The following is a 20709-nucleotide window of genomic DNA, read 5'->3' as shown; positions in this document are numbered from 1 at the left end:
CGGGTTGATCGGGGGTGGGAGGCCAGGATCGGCGGGTGGGAGGGGACGGGGATGGGCCGAGCGCGGTTCTGTGGACAGCGGGGATGGGCAGCTGAGGGCTGTGGACAGCGGGCGTGGGCGGCTGCGGTTCTGCGGACAACGGGGTGAGGCGGCTGCGGTTCTGCGGACAGCGGGCGTAAGCAACTGCGGGGCTATGGACAGCGGGGTGAGGCGGCTGCGGTTCTGTGGAGGCGGAGGCGGTCGGCTGCGGTTCTGTGGACAGCGAGGGTCGGTGCTGCGGGGCCATGGACAGCGAAGGTGGGCGCTGCGGGGCTGGGGATGGAGGGCGCGGGTGGCTGCGGGGCTGGGGACAGGGCCTCAGGGCAGGAGGGTTTGGGCTCCGGCCCCGGGGCCGTTCAGATGGGTGTGCCGTTCAGGGTCTGAGCTCGGCTATGCGGGCGAAGGCGTGGATGTCCAACTGTTCGCCCCTCGCCGATGGGTCCACGCCGGCGGCCCGTAGGGTGCGCTCCGCGTCGGCGGGGGTGCCGGCCCAGGAGGCGAGGGCCGCTCGCAGGGTCTTGCGGCGCTGTGCGAAGGCGGCGTCCACCACCTCGAAGACCTCCTCGCGCGAGGCCGTCGTGGCCGGTGGGTCGCGGCGGACCAGGGAGACGAGGCCGGAATCGACGTTGGGGGCGGGCCAGAAGACCGTGCGGCCGACCTGGCCGGCTCGGCGTACGTCCGCGTACCAGGCGGCCTTGACCGACGGCACCCCGTACACCTTCGAGCCTGGGCCGGCGGCGAGCCGGTCGGCTACCTCCGCCTGCACCATGATCAGGCCCTTGCGCAGCGACGGGAGGGCCTCCAGGACGTGCAGCACCACGGGGACGGCCACGTTGTACGGGAGGTTGGCCACCAAGGCCGTGGGGACGTGGCCCGCCAGGTCGTCGAGGGTGATCTTCATGGCGTCGGCGTGAACGACCGTGAGCTTGTCGGCCGCGTCGCGCTCGGCCACGGTGATGGGGAGTTGGCCGGCCAGCACCGGGTCGATCTCGACGGCGACCACGTGCGCGGCCGACGGCAGGAGCGCGAGGGTCAGCGAGCCGAGCCCCGGCCCCACCTCTATGACCACGTCATCAGGGGACAGATCGGCCACGCGGACGATGCGCCGGACGGTCCCTGCGTCGATCACGAAGTTCTGGCCAAGTTTTTTTGTCGGGCGAAGATCTAGCTTGTTCGCCAAAATACGTATTTCTGCAGGGCCCAACAGCCTCATCATCCAATCAGTCTCTCGCATCGAAGAACGTGTGATGGCGGATGGGGAGACCAAAGGAGAGGATGGCGTGGAACAGGAAGGAACGTCCCTCATGGAGCCAACGGGCGCCGCGCCGCTCCGGCCGACCGACCTGCGGGAGATCGGGCCGTACCGGCTGCTGGGGCGACTCGGCGAGGGCGGGATGGGAACCGTGTTCCTCGCGAGGGCACCCACGGGGCGTTTCGTCGCGCTCAAGGTGGTGAAGGCGGAGTTCGCCAATCAGGAGGGTTTCGCGGCCAGGTTCCATGCGGAGGTGGAGAACGCCCGCCGGGTGGCGTCGTTCTGTACGGCCCAGGTGCTGGACAACGGCAACACCGGGGACGGGCGCCCGTACATGGTGACCGAGTACATCGCGGGCACTCCTCTGTCGGACCAGATCTCGAAGTACGGGGCCCTGGACCCGGGGCCGTTGCACGGCGTCGCGCTGGGGGTCGCGGCGGCACTGGCGGCGATCCACGTGTCGGGGCTGGTGCACCGGGACCTGAAGCCGGCGAACGTGATCCTCTCGCTGTCGGGGCCGCGCGTGATCGACTTCGGCATCGCGCGGGCGCTCGACCGGGAGACGGGGTTCACGCTCTCCGGCGAACTGCTGGGGAGCCCTGGATGGTGGGCGCCCGAGCAGGTACGGGGGGAGGTCGTCAATCCGGCGGCCGACATCTTCGCCTGGGGCTGCCTGGTGGCCTACGCCGGGAACGGGCGGCATCCGTTCGGGCGTGGTGACCCCATCACGCTGGCCACGCGCGTGCTGAACACCCCGCCCGACCTGGGCGCGCTGCCGGCGCCGCTCAACGAGCTCGTACGGCGGGCCACCTCGATGGACGCCGCCCTGCGGCCCACCGCGCAGGACCTGCTGATCGCCCTGGTGGGAGGCACTGCACCAGCACCGGCGGCGGTGGCCGATCCGCCGACCCTGGTGGCGACCGAGATGCTCAGCGAATGGCAGCCGCCGCAGAACGTGGTGGACGAGCCGGACATCACGGCCACGTTCACGACGCCGCCGCCGAGTGATGCGACGGGGCGGGCGCCCAGCGTGCCGCCTGCGGCATTCGGTGCGGAGGGTGCGGGGGGCTCCAACCCGGCGAATTCCGGTCCGGCGAATTCCGGTCCGGCGGCTGGGGGTGGTGCGCCGGCTGCTGGTGGGCGAGCGCCGGCTTCCGGGGGGCGGGCGCCCACCAACCCGGCGACCGGTCCCACGTCAGCGCCCGGTGTGCCGGGTGCGCCCGGTTCGCCGGGTTCTCTCGGCGCGGCCGGCGCGCCCGGCGTGCCTGGTTCCGGCGAGGCGGCGAATGTGCCGTCGCAGGGTGCCGCGTCGGTGGAGGAGTTGGCTCGGCGGGAGGAGGCGGCGGCCAAAGAGGAGCTGGCACGGTGGAAGGTCCCCGACCAGGCGCCGCCGAGGGAGCCGTTGCGGGAGCGGGCTCGGGGGCTGTTCCGCTCCGGAGGGGCGTCCCGGCGGGAGTCGGAGCGCGCCCAGGAGCGGCAGCAGCAGCCGACTCAGGGAGGCGAACGCGGCCAGCCGGCGCAGGGACATGAGCAGGCTCAGGCATGGCAGCAAGGGCAGCCGGTCCAGGGGCGCGAGCAGGCGCGGCAACAAGGCCAGTCGGCCCAGGAACGCGAGCAGGCGCGGCAACAAGACCAGCCAGTCCAGCCAGGCCAGGAGCGCGGGCAGCCGCGGCAGCAAGGCCAGTCGGCCCAGGGGCGCGAGCAGGCGGGGCAGGCGGCACAGGAGCTCGTGCCGCCGTGGCAGCAGGGGCAGGCGGCACAGGTACGGCAAGGGAGCGGCTTAGGCACCGAGACCCAGCCGGGCGGCCGGACCGCCCCCGCGGTCGCCGGTGACGAGCCCGACACCCTCGGCGGAGCGCGCACGCCGGGCACCCGGTGGTTGATCGCCGCCGCGGCCGCCGTGCTGGCCATCGTCGTGACGGTGGCCGTGCTGATCGTCACCTCCGCGCGCAACACCGTCACGACCGCCACCCCGGGCACCCCGTCCCAGGTCGCGACCAGCGCCGGTCCCAACGACGTAGGCCGCAGGTTCGCGCTGGGCGGCAACTTCGACGACCCCGTCGCGATCGTCGCGACGGCCCCGGAGTGCGGGCTGAAGGAGTACGAGGGCACGGTCTCCGCCGAGGGCCAGCTCTGCGTGATCCGCTGGACGATGCTCAACCCGGGCGGCGAGCGCCGGGTCCTGATCCAGCCCGTGGTCACCATGGTCGACGACCGGGGCGGTGAGCACGACGCGGCTCCCGTCACGCTGCCTCCGGCGATCCTGCCGGGCGCGCGGGTGGACAGCGCGTTCGTGTTCGACCTGGCCACGTACCGCAAGCCCGTGAAGATGACGGCCACCATGCTCGAGAACGGCAAGCAGATCGAGGTGGGTCTGTGATGATCAGATCCGCGCTCCTCGCGCTCCTGCTCGCGACGGGGGTCCCGGGCCTCGGCGCCACCACGACGGCCGTGGCCTGTGCCGGGGTCGCCGACTTCGACGGTGACGGCGTGGACGACGTGGCCGTGGGCGATCCGTTCGCCGACGAGCAGAAGGGGGCGGTGCACGTCCTGTCCGGGGGGAAGGTCGTGCCGGTCAGCGTTCCGGGGCTGGCCGCGGGCGACGGCTTCGGCTGGTCCGTACGGCTGGCGCAGGTCAACGGCGACGCCTGCGCCGACCTGGTGATCGGCGCCCCCTACGCGGACGTCGACGGCGCCGAGGACGCCGGGGCCGCGTACGTGGTCTATGGCGGCGGCACCACGCCCCCGCAGCGCCTGGCCCCGCCCCAGCCCCAGCAGTTCGCGCACTTCGGCTGGTCGCTGGCCGCCCGCGGCGACCTGGTCGCGATCGGCGCGCCCTACGAGGACGAGGCCCAGCTCCTGGACGTGGGCGCCGTCTACGTGCGCAAGGGCGCGGGTGAGCTGCGCCGGATCAGCCAGGAGACCGTGGACGTGCGGGGCAACAGCGAGGTGGGCGACCAGTTCGGCTGGTCGATGGCGTTCGGGCCGAAGAACGGGCTGGTCGTCGGCGTCCCGTACGAGAACGACGACGGCGCGGGCCGCCAGATCGAGGCCGGCAAGATCGACTCGGGCTCGGTCGTCTTCATCGACGACGTGCTGGCCTCGAAGATCACCTCGTTGAAGCTGGACTCCCCGACCAACGCCTCCGGCGACCGGTACGGGTACGCGGTCGCGTACTCCGAGGGTTCCGGCTACGCCGTCAGCTCGCCGGGCCCGGGCAGCGTCCAGCTCCTGGACCCCGCCAGGAAGCCCACGAGGACGGTGACGCAGGCGGGCAAGCAGGCGTTCGGGTTCTCGATGGCGACCTCGGCCGACGGCCGGCTGGCGATCGGCGCCCCGTACGGCGGGGGCGTCCGGGTGGTGTCGTGGAAGGACGCCTCCGAGGACCGGAGGCTGGCCACCAAGGACGGACTGTTCGGCTGGGCGGTGGCCTTCAGCGGCAACAAGCTGTACGTGGGACAGCCGGACGCGGCGCCGTCCGGGAAGGTCGCGGTGGCCGGGCGGAACGCCGAGACGCTGGAGCCGCTCCAGCCGCCCAAGGGAGCCGACTTCGGGGTGTCCGTATCCGGTTAAGGAAGGTCAGGGGCCGGACAGGCGGTCGCCGTATCCCGTCAGGGAGGGGTCTGGGGCCGGACAGGCGGTCGCCGTATCCCGTCAGGGAGGGGTCTGGGACCGGACAGGCCGTCGCCGTATCCCGTCAGGGAGGGGTCTGGGACCGGACAGGCCGTCGCCGTATCCGGTCGGGGAAGGGTCAGGGGCCGAACAGGCGGTCGCCGCAGTTAGGCCACTGGCCCTGCCACTTGCCGCCCACCTGCTGGTAGAGGACCTGCGCCCGGTAGGTCTGCTCCTCCACCGGCCAGGTGGTCGGCAGGCCCATCCCGCCGACGGCCTGCCACATGGCCAGGCTGAACTGGTACATGCCGTAGTAGGGGCCGTTCGGGTTGTACGCCTGCGGGTCGCCCCGGGACTCGCACTCGGCCAGGGCCGGCCAGTTGAGCTGGGCGATGGCGGGCTGGATCGGTACGGTCCGGGGTGGGGTGACCGTGATGACCGTTCCGTCCTTGGGGAAGCTGCCCAGGGGCGGGCTCACCTGGTAGCCGCGCCGCAGCGCGATGCGCTTCTGCCTGAGCACCTCGCGCACCGTTCTCGCCGTCGTACGCGAGGTCAGCCGCGTGGTGCCCGCCACCACGTACACCTTCCGCCTGGTGTAGACCGTCAGCTCCATCCCCTCCAGCGGCACCGCGTCGGCGCGCGGGGCCGACAGCTTGCCGGCGGCCGGGGTGATGTCGAGCTCGGCCAGGGCGTCGCCCACGTTCGTGGCGGTGACCAGGTGCGTGCTGGTGCGGCCGTCGAGGGTCAGGGTGAGGGGGCGGGCGCGGCGCACCTCGATCGTGGTGCCGTCGGCGACCGCCTCCTGGGCCGACGGGCGTACGACGTCGCCGTACTCCACCGGCACCCCGGCGTCGGCGAGCACCTCCGCCACGGTCCCGCCGAAGGCGCGGACCGGCGTACGCTCGCCGTCCACCACCACTATGACCTCTTTGACCAGGAATGACACGGTCACGAGCGCGCCGACGGCCACCGCGCCGGCCAGGCACACGACCGGCGTCCACGCAGAACGCCACGGGATCGGCGGACGGGGCGCACGCCTCTTTCCTCGCACGAACCACCTCCGGTGAGGGGTCAGGACCGCCCGAACGCTAGCGGCGGCCGCTTCCCTGCATCCACCGGTTCACCAAAAGATGGTCACCACTCGCCGAAGACCGTGACTCCGTTGACGCTGATCGCCTCGCACAGCTCGTCCGGATGGACCTTTTTGACCTCAGCCAGGCAGCGCAGGGTGAGCGGGATGAGGTAGGGGGCGTTGGGCTTGCCACGGTGCGGGACCGGCGGCAGGTAGGGGGCATCGGTCTCGACCAGCATGAGCTCGGCGGGCGCGACCTCGGCCGCCGCGCGGAGGTAGGCGGCGTTCTTGTACGTCACAGGCCCGGAGAACGACATGAAATATCCAGCTTCAACGCACTTTTTCGCCATCTCGGCGTCGCCCGAGAAGCTGTGGAAGACGACCTTGTCCGGCGCGCCCTCCGAGGCCAGCACCTTCAGCACGTCGTCGTGCGCGTCGCGGTCGTGGATGACCAGCGCCTTGCCGGTCCGCTTGGCGATCTCGATGTGCGCGCGAAAGCTCGCGTGCTGGTCGTCCTTGCTCGCCCAGTCGCGGTAGTAGTCGAGGCCCGTCTCCCCCACGGCCCGCACCTCCGGCCACCCCGCCAGGCTCTCGATCTCGGCCAGCACCTCGGGGGTGGATTCGTGGGCCTCGTTCGGGTGGATGGCCACTCCGGCGTACACGCCTTCCTCCCCGGTGGCCACCTCCGCGTTCCAGCGGGAGGACTTCAGGTCGTAGCCGATCGTGACCAGCCTCGTCACGCCGACGGCCCGCGCGTCGTCGAGGATGCTCCGTACGCTGGCCGACGCCGCCTGCGCGGCCTGCGCCACCGGGTCGCCGGACGACGCCTGCCGGTTGCCCACCATGATGTCGAGGTGGCAGTGGCTGTCGAACACAGGTGCGGAGAGCGGCTCTGGGGCGGCAGGTAGCTTGGTCACGCCATCCAAATTAGCCCCCGGCGCGGACAGGGCGATGGCGGGGCCGGGAAGGCCCCTCCGCCATCGCCCTCGAGAACTATGAGGTCACTCGCCCAGCCGGGCCAGCTCCTCGTCCACGACCTTCGGGTCGAGCTTCTTGAACAGCGGCACGGGCGGCGCCAGCGGCGTGCCCGGCTTGATCGGCCGGTGCTCCCAGCGGGCCGCCCCGTCGTATTCGCCGGTGATCACCGGGTAGGGGGTGCCGCCGTCCTCGTCGACCTCGTGGATCTCCGGCATGCCCGACCAGACGCCCTCGCCGCCCAGCATGGCGAAGACCTTGTTGGAGGAGCCGGGCAGGAACGGCGTGAGCATGGTCTTGGCGTCGTCGACCACCTGCAGCGCGACGTGCAGGATCGACTTCTGCCGCTCCGGGTCCTCCTTGAGCTTCCACGGCTCCTGGTCGGCCAGGTATTTGTTGGCTTCGCGGACCACGTCGAACGCCTCGGTGATGGCGTTCTTGAAGCGCGAGCGCTCCAGCTCCGCGCCCACCGGGCCGAACGTGTTGCGCGAGCGCTCCAGCAGCGCGCGGTCGGCATCGGTCAGATCGCCGGCCTCGGGCACGACCCCGAAGTTCTTCGCCGCCATCGAGATCGACCGGTTGACCAGGTTGCCCCAGGCCGCGACCAGCTCGCCGTTGTTGCGGTTGACGAACTCCTGCCAGGTGAAGTCGGTGTCCTGGTTTTCCGGGCCGGCCACCGCGATGTAGTAGCGCAGCGCGTCGGCGTCGTAGCGGGCGAGGAAGTCGCGCACGTAGATGACGACCTGGCGGGAGGAGGAGAACTTCTTGCCCTCCATCGTCAGGAACTCGCTGGAGACCACCTCGGACGGCACGTCGAGCGCCCCCAGCGAGCCCGGCGAGCCGTCACGCGCGCCGATGCCGCTGTAGCCGAACAACATCGCCGGCCAGATCTCGGCGTGGAAGACGATGTTGTCCTTGCCCATGAAGTAGTAGCCGCGGGCGTCGGGGTTCTGCCACCACTGGCGCCACGCGTCGGGGTCGCCCGAGCGCCTGGCCCACTCGATGGAGGCCGACAGGTAGCCGATGACCGCGTCGAACCACACGTAGAGCCGCTTGTTGGGCTGGTCACGCCAGCCGTCGAGCGGGATCGGCACGCCCCAGTCGAGGTCGCGGCTGATCGCCCGCGGCTGCAGGTCGCCGAGCAGGTTGAGCGCGAACTTCAGCACGTTGGGCCGCCACTCGCCCTGCTTGGCCTGCAGGTAGGAGCCGAGCACCTCGGCGAAGGCGGGCAGGTCGAGCATGAAGTGCTCGGTCTCGGCGAACACCGGCGTCTCGCCGTTGATGCGGCTCTTGGGGTTGATCAGCTGGATCGGGTCGAGCTGGTTGCCGCAGTTGTCGCACTGGTCGCCGCGCGCGCCGTCGTAACCGCAGATGGGGCAGGTGCCCTCGATGTAGCGGTCGGGCAGGGTGCGGCCGGTGGACGGGGAGATCGCCCCCATCGTGGTCTTGGGGAAGATGTAGCCGTTGTCATAGAGACCCTTGAAGATCTCCTGCGTCACGGCGTAGTGGTTTTTCGTGGTGGTCCTGGTGAACAGGTCGTAGGACAGGCCGAGCCCGGTCAGGTCTTCGGCGATGACGCGGTTGTAGCGGTCGGCCAGCTCCCTGGCGCTCACGCCCTCCTTGTCGGCCTGCACCTGGATGGGTGTGCCGTGCTCGTCGGTGCCGGACACCATCAGCACCTTGTTGCCCGCCATGCGCTGGTAACGACTGAAGACGTCGGACGGCACGCCGAATCCTGAGACGTGCCCGATGTGGCGGGGGCCGTTAGCGTACGGCCACGCTACGGCGGTCAAGATGTGCTGGGACATGGTCCTAAGCCTACGGGGTCTGTGATGATCATTTGTTACGCGCCGCCGGCCCCGGCGGCGCGTAAGGATCAGCTCATCGCTTCGCTTGTTCCAGCGAGACCGCCTCGGCCGCCTCCTCCGCCGCCTTGGCGGCGACGTCGATGGAGCTCTCGCGGGTGCGCCGGATGCCCAGGATGCTGATGAACAGCGCGGCGAAGATGGTCTGGAAGCTCATGATGAGGGCCGTGGCGGACGGCACCACGATGCGCAGCGACTCGCGCGGGTCGAGCTCGCCGAAGCTGCGGACCTGCCAGTGCACCAGCGACATCACCAGGCCGACGAGACCGGCCAGCGCCAGCAGCCCGCCGACCACGAGGCCCTTCTCCAGGCTGACGATGTCGATCAGCTTGCGGATGCGCGGCGACTCCGGCAGGAAGCCCTCCTCGGCCGCGTAGACCTTGGTGAACACCGCGAACAGCGCCGCCTGGAACCCGATCACCACCAGGGCGGCCGTGCCGACCAGGGTGTCGACGTCGAACGCCAGCTCGCCGATCTCCACCGGGCCGAAGGTGAGCGCCGTGCCGGCGACCAGCCCGACGACCATCATCAGCACGCCGGGGTAGAAGAACAGCCACTTGGGGCTGTAGAGCAGCAGGAAGCGCAGGTGGCGCCACCCGTCGCGCCAGGAGCGCAGGTGCGGCGGGCGGGAGCGGCCGTCGGGCGAGAGCGTCGTCGGCACCTCGCGCACGTCGAGGCCGGCCAGCGTGGAGCGGACCACCATCTCGGAGGCGAACTCCATGCCGCCCGTCTGGAGCTGCAGCCGCAGGATCGAGTCGCGCCGGAAGCCCCGCAGCCCGCAGTGGAAGTCCTTGATCGCCGACGGGAAGAACAGCCGGCCGATGAACGACAGCACCGGGTTGCCGAGATAGCGGTGGAGCGGCGGCATGGCACCGGGGGCGATGCCGCCCCTGAAGCGGTTGCCCATCACCAGGTCGGCACCTTCGCGCAGCTGCTCGACGAACGGCAGCAGCGCGGTGAAGTCATAGGAATCGTCGGCGTCGCCCATGATGACGTATTTGCCACGCGCCGCCCTGATGCCGCCCATGAGGGCGTTGCCGTAGCCCTTCTCGTCGACGTGGACCACGCGGGCTCCGGCGTCGCGGGCCAGCTGTTGTGAGCCGTCCGTACTGCCGTTGTCGGCGATCAGGACCTCGCCCTCGATGCCGTGCTCCTCCATGCACGCCAGTGCCTTGCGCACACAGACTTCCACGGTCTCCGCCTCGTTGAGGCAGGGCATGACCACCGTCAGTTCCACGTGTCTACCCTTCAGTTAAGGCTCTTCCAGTGAACCATCATGCCCTGAACACGACCATGCTCGGGCACGGAAGCGAAAACGACTGGCATTCTTTACAGCATGGTGAGCGTCGCGGAGATTACCCCTGTGGACCCCTCCGCCCCTGGTCGGCTGGCACGTGCGCTGGCGATGTTGCGCAGGCATCGGGTGTTCGCCGCGGCCTTCGGCGTGGGCGCCGTGCTGCGGCTCATCACCATGCTCGGCTACGGGCCGGCCATGTGGTTCAACGACTCCTACGAGTATGTCTCGGTGGCGCTGCACCCGCGGCCGCACCCGATCCGGCCCGACGGCTACAGCGCCTGGCTGATGCTGCTCAAGCCGTTCCACAGCTTCACCTTGGTGACCTTCACCCAGCACCTGATGGGCCTGGCCACGGCCTGCCTGATCTACGCGCTGCTGCGGATCAAGTTCCGGCTGCCCAAGTGGGGAGCCACGCTGGCGGCGGCGCCGGTGCTGTTCGACGCCTACCAGATCCAGCTCGAGCAGCTGGTCATGTCCGACACGCTGTTCATGCTGCTCGTGGTGGGCGTGATCACCATGGTGCTGTGGAAGCGGCGGCTGACGTGGCAGGCGGGGGCGGTCGTCGGCCTGCTGCTGGCGCTGACCTGGCTGACCCGCTCGATCGGCCTGCCGATCCTGGCGCTGGTGGTGCTCTACCTGCTGGTCAAGCGGGCCGGCTGGCGGCCGATCACGGCGCTCATCACCGCCTGCGCGATCCCGGTGATGGCGTACATGGGGTGGTTCGCCTCCGCGTACGGCAAGTTCGCGATGACCAACAGCGACGGCCTCATCCTGTACATGCGCACGGCCATCTTCGCCGACTGCAACAAGATGGAGATCGACAAGTACAAAGAGGTCCAGCTCCTGCTGCTGTGCATCAACGACCCGGTGAGCCAGCGCAAGGACTACGCGCAGTGGTACCTGTGGGGCCAGGGCAACGGCGACGGCACCGGCACCGGCGAGGTGCTCCATCGGTGGGGCATCAACAAGAAGTGGAGCGAGATCACCAACGACGCCGCCAGCGCGTTCGCCACGCGGGCGATCCTGTCGCAGCCCGGCGACTACCTGAAGGTGGTCGCGCGTGACTTCTTCCGCTCGTTCCACTGGTCGCGCCCGCGCTTCCCGGACGAGTCGACGTACAACATGTACCAGTTCAAGCCGTACGTCGAGATAGACGAGAACGGTCAGCCCAAGCGGCTGCCGAAGTGGTCGTCCTACGGGGGCGGCCGGACCGACACCGACGCGTTCAGCTACGAGCAGGGCCCGGCCGAGACGCGGATCGCGCACCCGTGGGCCGACATCATGAGCGGCTACCAGAAGGTGTTCTACCTGCGCGGCATCATGCTCGGCGGGATCCTGCTGATCGGCCTGTACGGCGTCGTGGTGCGCTGGCGCAAGTTCGGCGGCCCGGTGGTGCTGCCCTGGCTGGGCGCGGTGGGGCTGCTGCTGGCCCCGGCGGCGACGGCGGAGTTCGACTACCGCTATGTGCTTCCGGCCGTCCCGCTGGCCTGCGTCGCGGCGGCGATCACGCTGCGCCGCGGGGTCACTTGGGCGCGACGGTCACCCAAGAGCGCAGCAACATCCGGGCCCACCACTGTGCGTACGTGATCGTCTCGGACGCCAGCACCGGATAGAGCCACCAGAAGTTGATCAGTGCGACGAGCGCGAACGCGCCCACGACCGCCGCCCCGATCGCCCGCCGGGTGGGCGGCGCGTCCTGCCTGCCCAGGATCAGCCCGGCCATGAGCACGACCGCCAGCACCATGAACGGCACCACGGGGATCATGTAGAACAGGTACATCGTGCGGTTGTCGGCGATGGCGTAGTAGAACCAGGGCAGCCAGCCGGCCGCGTAGGCCAGCAGCACGGCCCCGGCCCGCCAGTCGCGGGAGGCCACGTACCACGCGACGAGGCCGACCAGCGCGATCGCGGCGGCGTACCAGAGGGCGGGGGTGCCGACCCCGAGCACGGCCTGCGAGCAGCTGCTGCTCCCGCACGCCGACGGCGGCAGGCCGGAGGGGTAGTGGAAGGAGACCGGGCGTAACAGCAGCGGCCACTGCCAGGGCTCCGACATGTACGGGTGATAGCTCTCCAGGCCGCTGTGATAGCCGAGCACCTGCGACTGGTACTGGATCCACGACCGGGTCGAGTCGAAGAGGAAGTAGAAGGGCCCCGAGGAGGTGGCCTGCTCCCAGTTGCGCCCCCAGCCGCCGGAGGTGACGAACCACCCCGTCCACGTCGCCATGAACGTCACCGCGGGCGCGAGCGCCATCGCCCCCAGCCCGCCGGGCAGGTCGTACGACAGCGCCCCCCGGTACGGCCCCCGCAGCCCCAGAGCCCGCCTGGCGCCCATGTCCCACATGACCGACAGCACCACGAACGCGATGAGGAAGAAGATCCCCGACCACTTGACCGCGCACGCGGCCCCTAGGCAGACCCCGGCCGCCAGCCGCCACGGCCGGAACCCCAGCCGCGGGCCCAGCTCGCCGGCCGGCCGGCTGTCGTACCGGTCGGCCAGCCTCCGCCGGGCCCAGTCGCGATCGGCCACCACGCAGGCGAACCCGGCCAGCACCCAGAACATCAGGAAGATGTCCAGCAGCGCCGTCCGCGACAGCACCAGGTGCAGCCCGTCGAGCGCCAGCAGCAGCCCGGCCAGGCAGCCCAGCAACGTCGAGCGGGTCATGCGGCGGGCCACCCGGGCCATGACCAGGATGGACAGCGTGCCCACGAGGGCCGCTGCGAAGCGCCAGCCGAAGGGGTTCATCCCGAACAGCCACTCGCCCACGCCGATCATCCACTTGCCCAGCGGCGGGTGGGCCACGAAGGAGGCGCAGTCGGCAGGTTGCGCGCACTGCTTGAAGATGTCCAGGCTGCCGGCGAGGAGGCGCCGGTCGGCGATGGGGTCCTTGGCGTCGCCGAGCATGGTCCGCTCGACGCCGTGGGTGATCAGCGAGTAGGCGTCCTTGACGTAGTAGGTCTCGTCGAAGACGACGGCCTTGGGCTCGCCGAGCCTGATGAACCGCAGGAGCCCGCCGAAGATCGCGACCGCGAGCGGGCCGATCCAGCCCAGAAGGGCGGTGCCCTGGAACGGCGGCACCAGTCGCTGCGCCGAGACCCCCCAGTTCCTCACGATGCGCACCCTATGGCGTGGGGGATCGCCTGTGAACCAGGTCGTAGAGCTCCCGTTTGGGGATGCCCGCGCCCTTGGCCACCGTGGCGACCGCCTGGTTACGCCGCTCCCCCTCGGCGACCCTGCGGTCCACCTCCGCGACCAGCGCGTCGAAGTCCTGCTCGGCCTCGCCGGGCACGTGGCCGGCGACGACGACCGTGATCTCGCCCTTGACGCCCGCGGCCGCCCACTCGGCCAGCTCGCCGAGGCCGCCGCGGCGCACCTCCTCGTAGGTCTTGGTCAGCTCGCGGCACACCGCGGCCCGCCGGTCGGGACCGAACGCCTGCGCCATCGCCTCCAGGCAGCCGGCCAGCCGGTGCGGCGCCTCGAAGAAGACCATCGTGCGCTCCTCGGCCGCCAGGCCGGCCAGGCGGCGGGCCCGCTCGCCCGGCTTGCGCGGCGGGAAGCCCTCGAAGCAGAACCGGTCGCTGGCCAGCCCCGACACGGCCAGGGCGGTGGTGACGGCGCTCGGCCCCGGCAGCGCGGTGACCGTGACGCCCGCCTCGATCGCCAGGTGCGTCAGGCGGTAGCCGGGGTCGGAGACGCCCGGCATGCCCGCGTCCGTGATCACCACGACCGTGCGGCCCTCCTTGAGGGTCTCGACGAGCTCCTGGGCGCGGCTCGCCTCGTTCTGGTCGTAGTAGGACACCACCCGGCCGGTGATCTCGACGTCCAGGTCGGCCGCGAGCCTGCGCAGCCGTCTGGTGTCCTCGGCGGCCACGACGTCAGCGCCCGCCAGCACCTCTCGGAGCCGGGGCGAGACGTCGCCCGCCTGGCCTATGGGGGCTCCTGCCAGCACCAACCTGCCGTTCCCTGTCACCCGACCATTGTGGCAGGGCATCCCAAATAGACCGTGTTTCTTGGGTAACCACCGCTCTGGGGCCCGTACGATGTCCGAATGGCGGTGACCGATTCCCCGTACCAGGCCTACGAGAGTTCGGAGGTCGGCGAGAGCCAACCCAAGGCGCGGTCCGTACGCGATCGGGTCATTCCTCCCATGCGCGGCAGCGTGCTGTGGGGATGGGGCGGGCCGCTGCTGGTCACCCTGTTCGGGGGGATCCTGCGGTTCATCGGGCTCGGCCATCCCAAGGCCGTGGTGTTCGACGAGACGTACTACATGAAGGACGGCTTCTCGCTCATCACCCACGGCGTCGAGCGGGTCACGATCAAGGACGCCGACAAGGCGATCATGGCCGGCAACACCGACATCTGGCAGTCGTGCGCGCCGCAGGACCTGGAGAAGTGCGCCTCCTACGTCGTGCACCCGCCGCTGGGCAAGTGGATGATCGGCGTGGGCGAGTGGCTGTTCGGGCTCAACCCGTTCGGCTGGCGGGTCGCGGCGGCGGTGATCGGCACGCTGTCGATCCTCATCCTGGCCCGGGTGGCCCGCCGGATGACCCGCTCGACGCTGCTGGGCTGCTTCGCGGGCCTGCTGCTGGCGCTCGACGGCCTGCACTACGTGCTCTCGCGCACGGCGCTGCTGGACATCTTCCTGATGTTCTGGGTGCTGGCCGCGTTCGCCTGCCTGGTGGTCGACCGGGACCAGGCGCGCGAGAAGCTGGTCTCCTGGTACGAGGGCTCGCCGATCTCGCCGCAGGGGCCGTCCCTGGGCATCAGGTGGTGGCGGATCGGGGCCGGGGTGTGCCTGGCCTTCGCGATGTCGGTCAAGTGGTCGGGGCTGGCGTTCGCGGTCGCCTTCGCGATCATGTCGCTGATGTGGGACTTCGGCGCCCGCCGCGCCGTGGGGCTGCGGCAGCCCTACGTGGGGGCGTTCAACAAGGACGTGCCGCAGGGGGTCCTGGCGTTCGGCATCGTGCCGTTCGTGGCCTACATGGCGACCTGGACCGGCTGGTTCGTCAACGCCACCGGCTACGGGCGCAACTGGGACCAGGCGACCTCCCCGGGCAACCCGTTCTTCTTCGTCTTCGACTCGATGCGGTCGTGGGTCCACTACCAGTGGCAGGTCTTCACCTTCCACAGCGGGCTGGAGACCTCGCACCCGTACATGTCCGAGCCCTGGCAGTGGCCGCTGCTGCTGCGTCCCGTGGCCTTCTACTACGAGGGCAAGCAGAACGCCTGCGGCGTCAAGGACTGCTCGGAGGCCGTGCTCGGCGTGGGCACGCCGGTGATCTGGTTCGGCGCGGTGGCCGCGCTGGTGGCCCTGATCGCCTGGTACGTCTCCTCGCGCGACTGGCGGGCCGGGGCCGTGCTGCTGGCCTACGCCATGGGCTGGCTGCCGTGGTTCTACTTCGCCATCGCCGACAACCGCACGATGTTCCTGTTCTACGCCATCCCGATGGTGCCGTTCATGGTGCTGGCCATCACCTTGTGCGCCGGGTTGCTGATCGGGCCGTCCACGCCGACGGCCACGGGGGCGATGCCGGTGCGCCGTACCATCGGGGCGGCCGCCGTCGGCGCGTTCGCCCTGCTCGCACTGATCAACTTCTGGTGGCTGCACCCCATCCTGTCCGCCGAGCTGATCCCGTACGTCGACTGGAAGGCCCGCATGCTCTTCGAGAAGCGGTGGATATGAACCGCTGCAGAAGGCTCAACAGGGGTTCCTTAGGGTAGTCGCTGTGCAAGACCCAATACGCACCGGATTCGGTCATCGTCAGGCCCGGGGTCGATACGGCAAACTTCGAGGCATGAGTGCACCGGATGTCACCGCCCTTCTCGCCGAGTTGGAGCGATCTCAGCCGGATCTGGCCGAGGAGGCCAGGACCGCCGTCGAATGGTTGACGGGTGGGGAGCCGCTGGAGACGGTGACCCAGCTCGACGTCTGCGAGTTTCTCTGGTACACGTTGCCGCTCAAGGTCGGACCGCAGAAGCCCGGCGGGGACCACGAGCGCCTGGCTCGTTCACTGGGGCAGTTGCTCCAGCTGGGTGGAATGGAACGATACGCCGCCTTGTGCGTGTCGCCGACGACCCTGCAGATCCTGCGCACCTACGCCCGCGAGGGCGAGGACGCCGGCACGGCCGCCTATCAGCAGGCCCTGGAGGCCACGGGCGTGCTCCCGCCCGACGTGCCCGAACTGCAGTGGAGCATGATCATGGGGCCGGAGGAGCTGGGCGCGCACATCGCCTGCTCCGCCGCGCTGGAGCTGGCGATCGTGGCCGGCGAGAGCGTGGACCGTACCGCGCTGACCCGGCGCTGGCTCACCGAGCCGCGTGCCGAGCTGGGCGGCGACAGCTGGCTCAACCGGGTGCACGGCGAGCGGCTCAACCGCTGGGTGCTGGGCCGCGGCCCGGCCAGGCGGGAGCTGGCGCAGCCCTTCGAGGTGCGCCTGCACGCGCCGGTGACCCCGCAACCGATGCCCGCCCTGCACCGGCTGCTGTCCCTGGCCGCCTCCGGGGAGAGCCTGCCGCTGCGGCTGGCGCCCTCGCCGGAGGCGCTGAGGCTGCGCGACCTGGCCGAGCGGGAGCTGGGCGCCATCCGCCGCGACGGGGCCAAGCTGGCCATCACCGACTACGGCCTGCGGCTGCTCAAGTCGTCCACAGCCATGTGGACGGCGGTCACCAGGCTGCTGCTGGCCAGGGGCGAGCACGAGTTCGAGGTGTCGGCCAGGGAGGCCGCGCTGATGCTGCTCGCCGACGGCACGCTGATGTCGCCCGGCGAGCTGCGCGAGCGGGTGGCCGAGGTGGTGGGCGGCGAGGGCTGGCATCCGGCGACCGGTGTGGAGGACGTCACCGGGCCGGTGACCGACCTGGTGGCCCAGCTGACGGCGCTGGGGCTGGCGTTCAGCGACGAGCTGGCGGTGCGGATGGACCGGCCGGGCCAGCTCGCCGCGCTGGCGGCGCTGCGGGCCCACGCGCTGCGGCCCAGGAAATACGTCAGCTCCAGCTGACGGCCCTCACCCCTGCGGCACCCGCCGCAGGGCCTGCTTGAACTCCGGGCACTCCACCAGCGGATCGTGCTCGCAGACCGCCGCATGGCGCAGGCTGTCGCGCAGCCGGGTGAGCTGCGCGACACGCTCGGCCACCTCGCGCTCCTTGGCTGCCATGCGCTCGCGCAGCCGCGCGTCCGAGGGCCTGGCCCGCAGGAAGTCGGCGATCTCGGAGAGCTTGAACCCGGCGTCGCGGGCGCAGGCGATCAGCGCCAGGCGCGCCAGCGTCTCCGGCCGGTACGCGCGCCGCAGGCCGTTGCGCCCCTCGGCCTCGATGAGCCCCTTGCGCTCGTAGAACCGCAGCGCCGACGCGGCCAGCCCGCTCTGCCTCGCCACCTCACCGATGTCGATCAACGCTTCGTCCACGACCTGGCTCCTTGACTTGAACCGCACTTCAAGTCGCAGTCTAGTCGGCATGCGAATTCATCATCTCAACCTCGCCTCGATGCGCGAGATCGACTCGATCGACGGCCTGCCCGCGGCCCGTGCGGTGTGCCACGCGCTGCTCGTCGAGACCCCGGCCTCCGGGCTGGTGCTGGTGGAGGCCGGGCTCGGCCTGGACGACGTGGCCAAGCCGGGCGAGAGCCTCGACCGCGAGTGGGCCGAGCTCGTCGAGCCGGTGCTGGTGCCCGGCGAGACGGCCGTACGGCAGGTGGCGGCGCTCGGGTACGACCCCGCCGACGTACGCCACATCGTCCTCACCCACCTCGACGTGGACCACAGCGGCGGCCTGCCGGACTTCCCGGGGGCCCGGGTGCACGTCATGGCGGCGGAGCTGGAGGACGCGCTGGCGCAGGCGCCCAACCGCCGCTACCGGCCCTCGCACTGGGCGCACGCGCCCAACTGGGTGACCTACCCCGGCACCGGCACCAGGTGGCTGGGCGCCGACGGGGTGCGGCCGCTGGCGGGCCTGCCGGAAGGGGACTTCCTGCTCGTGCCGCTCGACGGGCACACCCGGGGCCACGCCGGGGTGGCGATCAGGGACGGCGGGCGCTGGCTGCTGCACGCCGGGGACGCGTACTTCTACCACGGCGAGCTGGACCGGGCGCCGCGCTCCCACCCGCTGCTGGACATCGTGCAGCTCGACGCCCAGGTCAACGGCGAGCGGCGGCTGTCGAGCCAGGGGCTTCTGCGCTCGCTCCGGCATGATCACGGGGTGGCCATGTTCTCCGCTCACGACCCCTGGGAGCTGACCGAATACTCCGGGTAGTTACGATTGCGGTGAATGCTCTAAGTCGGAGGGGGCCGTCATGGAGCTGTTCCCGGCAATGCCGCTTGCTGAGTGGACGGAGGCCAAGGAGACCTTTCACAGGTTCGCGCAGATCGTGGGGAAGATCCGGCTGGCTTCGAGCAACCGGCGAAACCACTGGTGGCAGGTGCCGTTCCATCCGACCGGGCGGGGGCTCACCACGCGGCCGATGGGCGGGCTGGGCGAGCAACCGCTGTTCTGCGTCGACTTCGACCTCGTACGGCACCGGCTGGTGGTGGACGTGTTCGACGGGCGCAGCGCGGAGTTCAGCCTGATCGGCAGGTCGGTGGCCTCGTTCCACGACCGGTTGTTCGAGACCCTGGCGGGGCTCGGGATCCGGCCGGAGATCTGGGCGGTGCCGTTCGACATGGGCGACGACACCCCGTTCGCCGAGGACACGCTGCACGCCCGCTACGACCCGATGCTGATCAACCGCTACTGGCGGATCCTGTCGCAGGTGGTGCAGTTGCTGGACCGCTTCGCCGCCGACTTCGCCGGCAAGACCAGCCCGGTGCACCATTTCTGGCACACCTTCGACATCGCGGTCACCCGGTTCACCGGGCGCGTGGTCAAGATCTCGCCCGACGCCGACCCGGTCACGCGGGAGGCCTACAGCTGGGAGGTGATCAGCTCGGGGTTCTGGTTCGGGGACAAGGAGCGGCCGTGGCCGGCCTTCTACTCCTACACCGCGCCGGAGCCGGAGGGGCTGGAACGGGAGCCGCTGCGCCCCGCCCAGGCGGAGTGGATCACGGCCCGGGGCAGCCATCTGGCGGTCCTGCGGTACGACGACGTGCGGGCCATGGAGGATCCCGTGGGGGCCGTGCTGGAGTTCCTGGACAGCGCCTATCAGGCGGGGGCCAGGCTCACCGGGCTCGACTCCGAGGCGCTCGCCTCTCCCGGGGGCGTCACGGATCCGTACTGGGAGAAGTCCTGAACATGCGCGAACGCCCGCCCTCCGGAGAGGGCGGGCGCTCTACGAGTGCGTACCGGTGTGCGTGTCGCCTCTCGGCGAAAGGCACAACGCGGCTCCAGCCGAACGGTAGTCCGCGAAGGCAATAGGTGAGGCCCGGGGACACTGGGCACACCGGCCACGATGTATGTAACCACACCCCCCGCCGATGCATTCCCCTGCCGCGCCGATTATTTTCCGGAGTTCGCGTAGGCCCCGTGCAGGAACAGGTCCACCAGCTCGGCCGAGCCCAGCGGGGCCGGGCCCCGCCCGGCCGCCATCGTCAGGAACCCGAACGCCTGGGCGAGCTGCTCGGGCGGCAGCCTGAGCGCGTCGCGCTCTGGCTCGAACAGGCCGGCCAGCACCTCGTTGGTGGCCGCCATCGAGGCGTCCCGCGAGGACATCGCGCGGTCGCGGCGGCCCTCTCCCTCAGGCCTGCCCTCCTCGGCCGGCTTGCCCTCGTCGGCGGGAGGAGCCCCACGGCGCAGGGCGCCCGAGGCCGCCATCGCGCCGGCCACCGCGCCCATCCGCGACAGGTGGGCGCGCAGCGCCTCCGACGCCTCCACCAGCCGCTCGGCCAGCGGCAGGTCCAGCGAGATCGAGGCGACGTGGGCGAGCGTGTCGTCCGGCCGCACCGCCTCGGCCATGCAGGCGGCCAGCAGCTTGTCCTTGTCACCGAAGGCGCGGAAGATCGTGCCCTCGCCGATGCCCGCCGCGCGGGCGATCTGGGCGGTGGTGACGGACGTGCCGTATTCGACCACCAGGGGAAGGGCCGCGCGGACGATCATCTCGCGCCGCTGCTCCGGGCTCATCGCCGGCGCTCTGCGGCGTGCGGTCGGGTTCGTCATACCGCCCACAGTACGGAGTGAGGGCTCACTCCGTCAATCCCAGCGACGTCCACCGCGGCTCGTGCTCGGCGGCGAGCTGGGCGAACGTGTACCCCTCCAGCAGCTGATCCAGCATCCCGACGAGGTGGTCGCAGTCCCGGGCCGGATGCTCGGCCGGGCACTCCAGCGCGTGCCCCAGCACCCACTGCGCCGCCCTGGCCCGCGCGATCACCTCGTCCAGCTCCTCGATCCGCTCGCCCACCGCCGCCCGCCACTCCTCCCCCGGCGCGTCCAGCACCGCCCCAGCCGTTTCCAGGGGCACGCCGAGCTGCTGCAACATGCGCAGGAAGACCAGCCGCCGCAGCTCCTGCCTGCCGTACACGCGCCGCCCCCCGCTGCGGCCGGCCGGAGCGACCAGACCGCGCTCCTCGTAGTAGCGCAGCGCGGAGGCGTTCATGCCGAGCAGGCGCGCGGCCTCGCCGATCGGGATCGGTTCCATGCCTCCATTTGACTTCAAGTCGCCTTGAACCGCTTCCCTGG

At 70.8% G+C, this 20709-nt stretch carries 17 protein-coding genes; 7 read left to right on the top strand and 10 right to left on the bottom strand.

Annotated features, from left to right (window positions below; all coding sequences use genetic code 11):
* Positions 1-412: 412 nt before the first annotated feature.
* The gene (gene rsmA, locus AB0J69_RS40025) at positions 413-1252 is read right to left on the bottom strand and encodes a 16S rRNA (adenine(1518)-N(6)/adenine(1519)-N(6))-dimethyltransferase RsmA (RefSeq protein WP_364129034.1); all 840 of its coding nucleotides are present in this window, start codon (positions 1250-1252) and stop codon (positions 413-415) included.
* A 91-nt stretch (positions 1253-1343) separates the two neighbouring features.
* Between rsmA and AB0J69_RS40020 the strand changes: the two genes are divergently transcribed.
* Together AB0J69_RS40020 and AB0J69_RS40015 are read left to right on the top strand one after the other, a co-directional pair.
* Entirely contained in the window at positions 1344-3671 is a 2328-nt protein-coding gene (locus AB0J69_RS40020) for a protein kinase (RefSeq protein WP_364128895.1), read from the top strand.
* The gene (locus tag AB0J69_RS40015) at positions 3671-4864 is read left to right on the top strand and encodes a hypothetical protein (protein ID WP_364129031.1); all 1194 of its coding nucleotides are present in this window, start codon (positions 3671-3673) and stop codon (positions 4862-4864) included. The genes AB0J69_RS40020 and AB0J69_RS40015 overlap by 1 nt, the downstream gene beginning before the upstream one ends.
* Positions 4865-5042: 178 nt before the next feature.
* Here the strand turns inward: AB0J69_RS40015 and AB0J69_RS40010 are convergent, their stop codons facing one another.
* The 4 genes from AB0J69_RS40010 to AB0J69_RS39995 all read right to left on the bottom strand — a co-directional run bounded on the left by AB0J69_RS40010 (position 5043) and on the right by AB0J69_RS39995 (position 10052).
* Entirely contained in the window at positions 5043-5891 is an 849-nt protein-coding gene (locus AB0J69_RS40010; protein ID WP_364128892.1) for a ubiquitin-like domain-containing protein, read from the bottom strand.
* Between the two features lie 146 nt (positions 5892-6037).
* Complete coding sequence (locus AB0J69_RS40005; protein ID WP_364128889.1) at positions 6038-6892, bottom strand: TatD family hydrolase; 855 nt, start codon at positions 6890-6892, stop codon at positions 6038-6040.
* A gap of 84 nt (positions 6893-6976) precedes the next feature.
* Positions 6977-8758, bottom strand: coding sequence for a methionine--tRNA ligase (gene metG, locus AB0J69_RS40000; protein ID WP_364128886.1), 1782 nt, complete (start codon positions 8756-8758; stop codon positions 6977-6979).
* A gap of 73 nt (positions 8759-8831) precedes the next feature.
* Positions 8832-10052 (bottom strand): glycosyltransferase, encoded by a 1221-nt coding sequence (locus AB0J69_RS39995; protein ID WP_364128884.1) that lies wholly within the window; start codon positions 10050-10052, stop codon positions 8832-8834.
* A 99-nt stretch (positions 10053-10151) separates the two neighbouring features.
* On the opposite strand from AB0J69_RS39995, the gene AB0J69_RS39990 reads away from it, so the two are divergent.
* A complete protein-coding gene (locus AB0J69_RS39990) occupies positions 10152-11699 on the top strand; it encodes a hypothetical protein (RefSeq protein WP_364128881.1) in 1548 nt (515 codons plus the stop codon).
* Here AB0J69_RS39990 and AB0J69_RS39985 read toward each other — a convergent pair.
* Both AB0J69_RS39985 and rsmI read right to left on the bottom strand, forming a co-directional pair.
* Positions 11635-13221, bottom strand: a complete 1587-nt coding sequence (locus AB0J69_RS39985) for a phospholipid carrier-dependent glycosyltransferase (protein WP_364128879.1) — start codon at positions 13219-13221, stop codon at positions 11635-11637. The genes AB0J69_RS39990 and AB0J69_RS39985 overlap by 65 nt on opposite strands.
* A 10-nt stretch (positions 13222-13231) precedes the next feature.
* The gene (gene rsmI / locus AB0J69_RS39980; protein WP_364128876.1) at positions 13232-14080 is read right to left on the bottom strand and encodes a 16S rRNA (cytidine(1402)-2'-O)-methyltransferase; all 849 of its coding nucleotides are present in this window, start codon (positions 14078-14080) and stop codon (positions 13232-13234) included.
* Positions 14081-14158: 78 nt separating this feature from the next.
* Between rsmI and AB0J69_RS39975 the strand changes: the two genes are divergently transcribed.
* Positions 14159-15793: a phospholipid carrier-dependent glycosyltransferase gene (locus AB0J69_RS39975; protein WP_364128873.1), complete on the top strand. Its 1635-nt coding sequence runs from the start codon at positions 14159-14161 to the stop codon at positions 15791-15793.
* A gap of 112 nt (positions 15794-15905) precedes the next feature.
* Entirely contained in the window at positions 15906-17105 is a 1200-nt protein-coding gene (locus AB0J69_RS39970; RefSeq protein ID WP_364128870.1) for a hypothetical protein, read from the top strand.
* Positions 17106-17111: 6 nt separating this feature from the next.
* Here the strand turns inward: AB0J69_RS39970 and AB0J69_RS39965 are convergent, their stop codons facing one another.
* On the bottom strand, positions 17112-17510 hold the full coding sequence (locus tag AB0J69_RS39965; RefSeq protein ID WP_364128868.1) for a MerR family transcriptional regulator: 399 nt from the start codon (positions 17508-17510) through the stop codon (positions 17112-17114).
* A gap of 49 nt (positions 17511-17559) precedes the next feature.
* On the opposite strand from AB0J69_RS39965, the gene AB0J69_RS39960 reads away from it, so the two are divergent.
* Both AB0J69_RS39960 and AB0J69_RS39955 read left to right on the top strand, forming a co-directional pair.
* Complete coding sequence (locus AB0J69_RS39960; protein WP_364128866.1) at positions 17560-18354, top strand: MBL fold metallo-hydrolase; 795 nt, start codon at positions 17560-17562, stop codon at positions 18352-18354.
* 40 nt (positions 18355-18394) lie between these two features.
* Positions 18395-19327 carry a DUF5996 family protein gene (locus AB0J69_RS39955; protein WP_364128863.1) on the top strand — a complete coding sequence of 311 codons (933 nt, stop codon included), beginning with the start codon at positions 18395-18397 and terminating at the stop codon, positions 19325-19327.
* A 206-nt stretch (positions 19328-19533) separates the two neighbouring features.
* Here AB0J69_RS39955 and AB0J69_RS39950 read toward each other — a convergent pair whose 3' ends face one another.
* Positions 19534-20190: a helix-turn-helix domain-containing protein gene (locus AB0J69_RS39950; RefSeq protein WP_364128860.1), complete on the bottom strand. Its 657-nt coding sequence runs from the start codon at positions 20188-20190 to the stop codon at positions 19534-19536.
* Between the two features lie 25 nt (positions 20191-20215).
* Positions 20216-20668, bottom strand: a complete 453-nt coding sequence (locus AB0J69_RS39945; protein ID WP_364128857.1) for a MerR family transcriptional regulator — start codon at positions 20666-20668, stop codon at positions 20216-20218.
* Between the last annotated feature and the right edge of the window lie 41 nt (positions 20669-20709).

It is taken from the genome of Nonomuraea sp. NPDC049709 (assembly GCF_040674815.1).
In the GTDB taxonomy this organism is placed as follows: Bacteria; Actinomycetota; Actinomycetes; order Streptosporangiales; family Streptosporangiaceae; genus Nonomuraea.
The sequence above is the reverse complement of the archived record's forward strand: the minus strand, read 5'-3'. Positions and strand labels throughout refer to the sequence as shown.

Bases quoted from the DNA above. Each gene is read 5' to 3' on its own strand.
- AB0J69_RS40015 (WP_364129031.1), top strand. From the start codon at position 3,671: ATGATCAGATCCGCGCTCCTCGCGCTCCTGCTCGCGACGGGGGTCCCG.
- AB0J69_RS40020 (WP_364128895.1), top strand. From the start codon at position 1,344: ATGGAGCCAACGGGCGCCGCGCCGCTCCGGCCGACCGACCTGCGGGAG.
- AB0J69_RS39990 (WP_364128881.1), top strand. From the start codon at position 10,152: ATGGTGAGCGTCGCGGAGATTACCCCTGTGGACCCCTCCGCCCCTGGT.
- AB0J69_RS39960 (WP_364128866.1), top strand. From the start codon at position 17,560: ATGCGAATTCATCATCTCAACCTCGCCTCGATGCGCGAGATCGACTCG.
- AB0J69_RS39945 (WP_364128857.1), bottom strand. From the start codon at position 20,668: ATGGAACCGATCCCGATCGGCGAGGCCGCGCGCCTGCTCGGCATGAAC.
- metG (WP_364128886.1), bottom strand. From the start codon at position 8,758: ATGTCCCAGCACATCTTGACCGCCGTAGCGTGGCCGTACGCTAACGGC.
- AB0J69_RS39975 (WP_364128873.1), top strand. From the start codon at position 14,159: ATGGCGGTGACCGATTCCCCGTACCAGGCCTACGAGAGTTCGGAGGTC.
- rsmA (WP_364129034.1), bottom strand. From the start codon at position 1,252: ATGAGGCTGTTGGGCCCTGCAGAAATACGTATTTTGGCGAACAAGCTA.
- AB0J69_RS39955 (WP_364128863.1), top strand. From the start codon at position 18,395: ATGGAGCTGTTCCCGGCAATGCCGCTTGCTGAGTGGACGGAGGCCAAG.
- AB0J69_RS39970 (WP_364128870.1), top strand. From the start codon at position 15,906: ATGAGTGCACCGGATGTCACCGCCCTTCTCGCCGAGTTGGAGCGATCT.
- AB0J69_RS39950 (WP_364128860.1), bottom strand. From the start codon at position 20,190: ATGACGAACCCGACCGCACGCCGCAGAGCGCCGGCGATGAGCCCGGAG.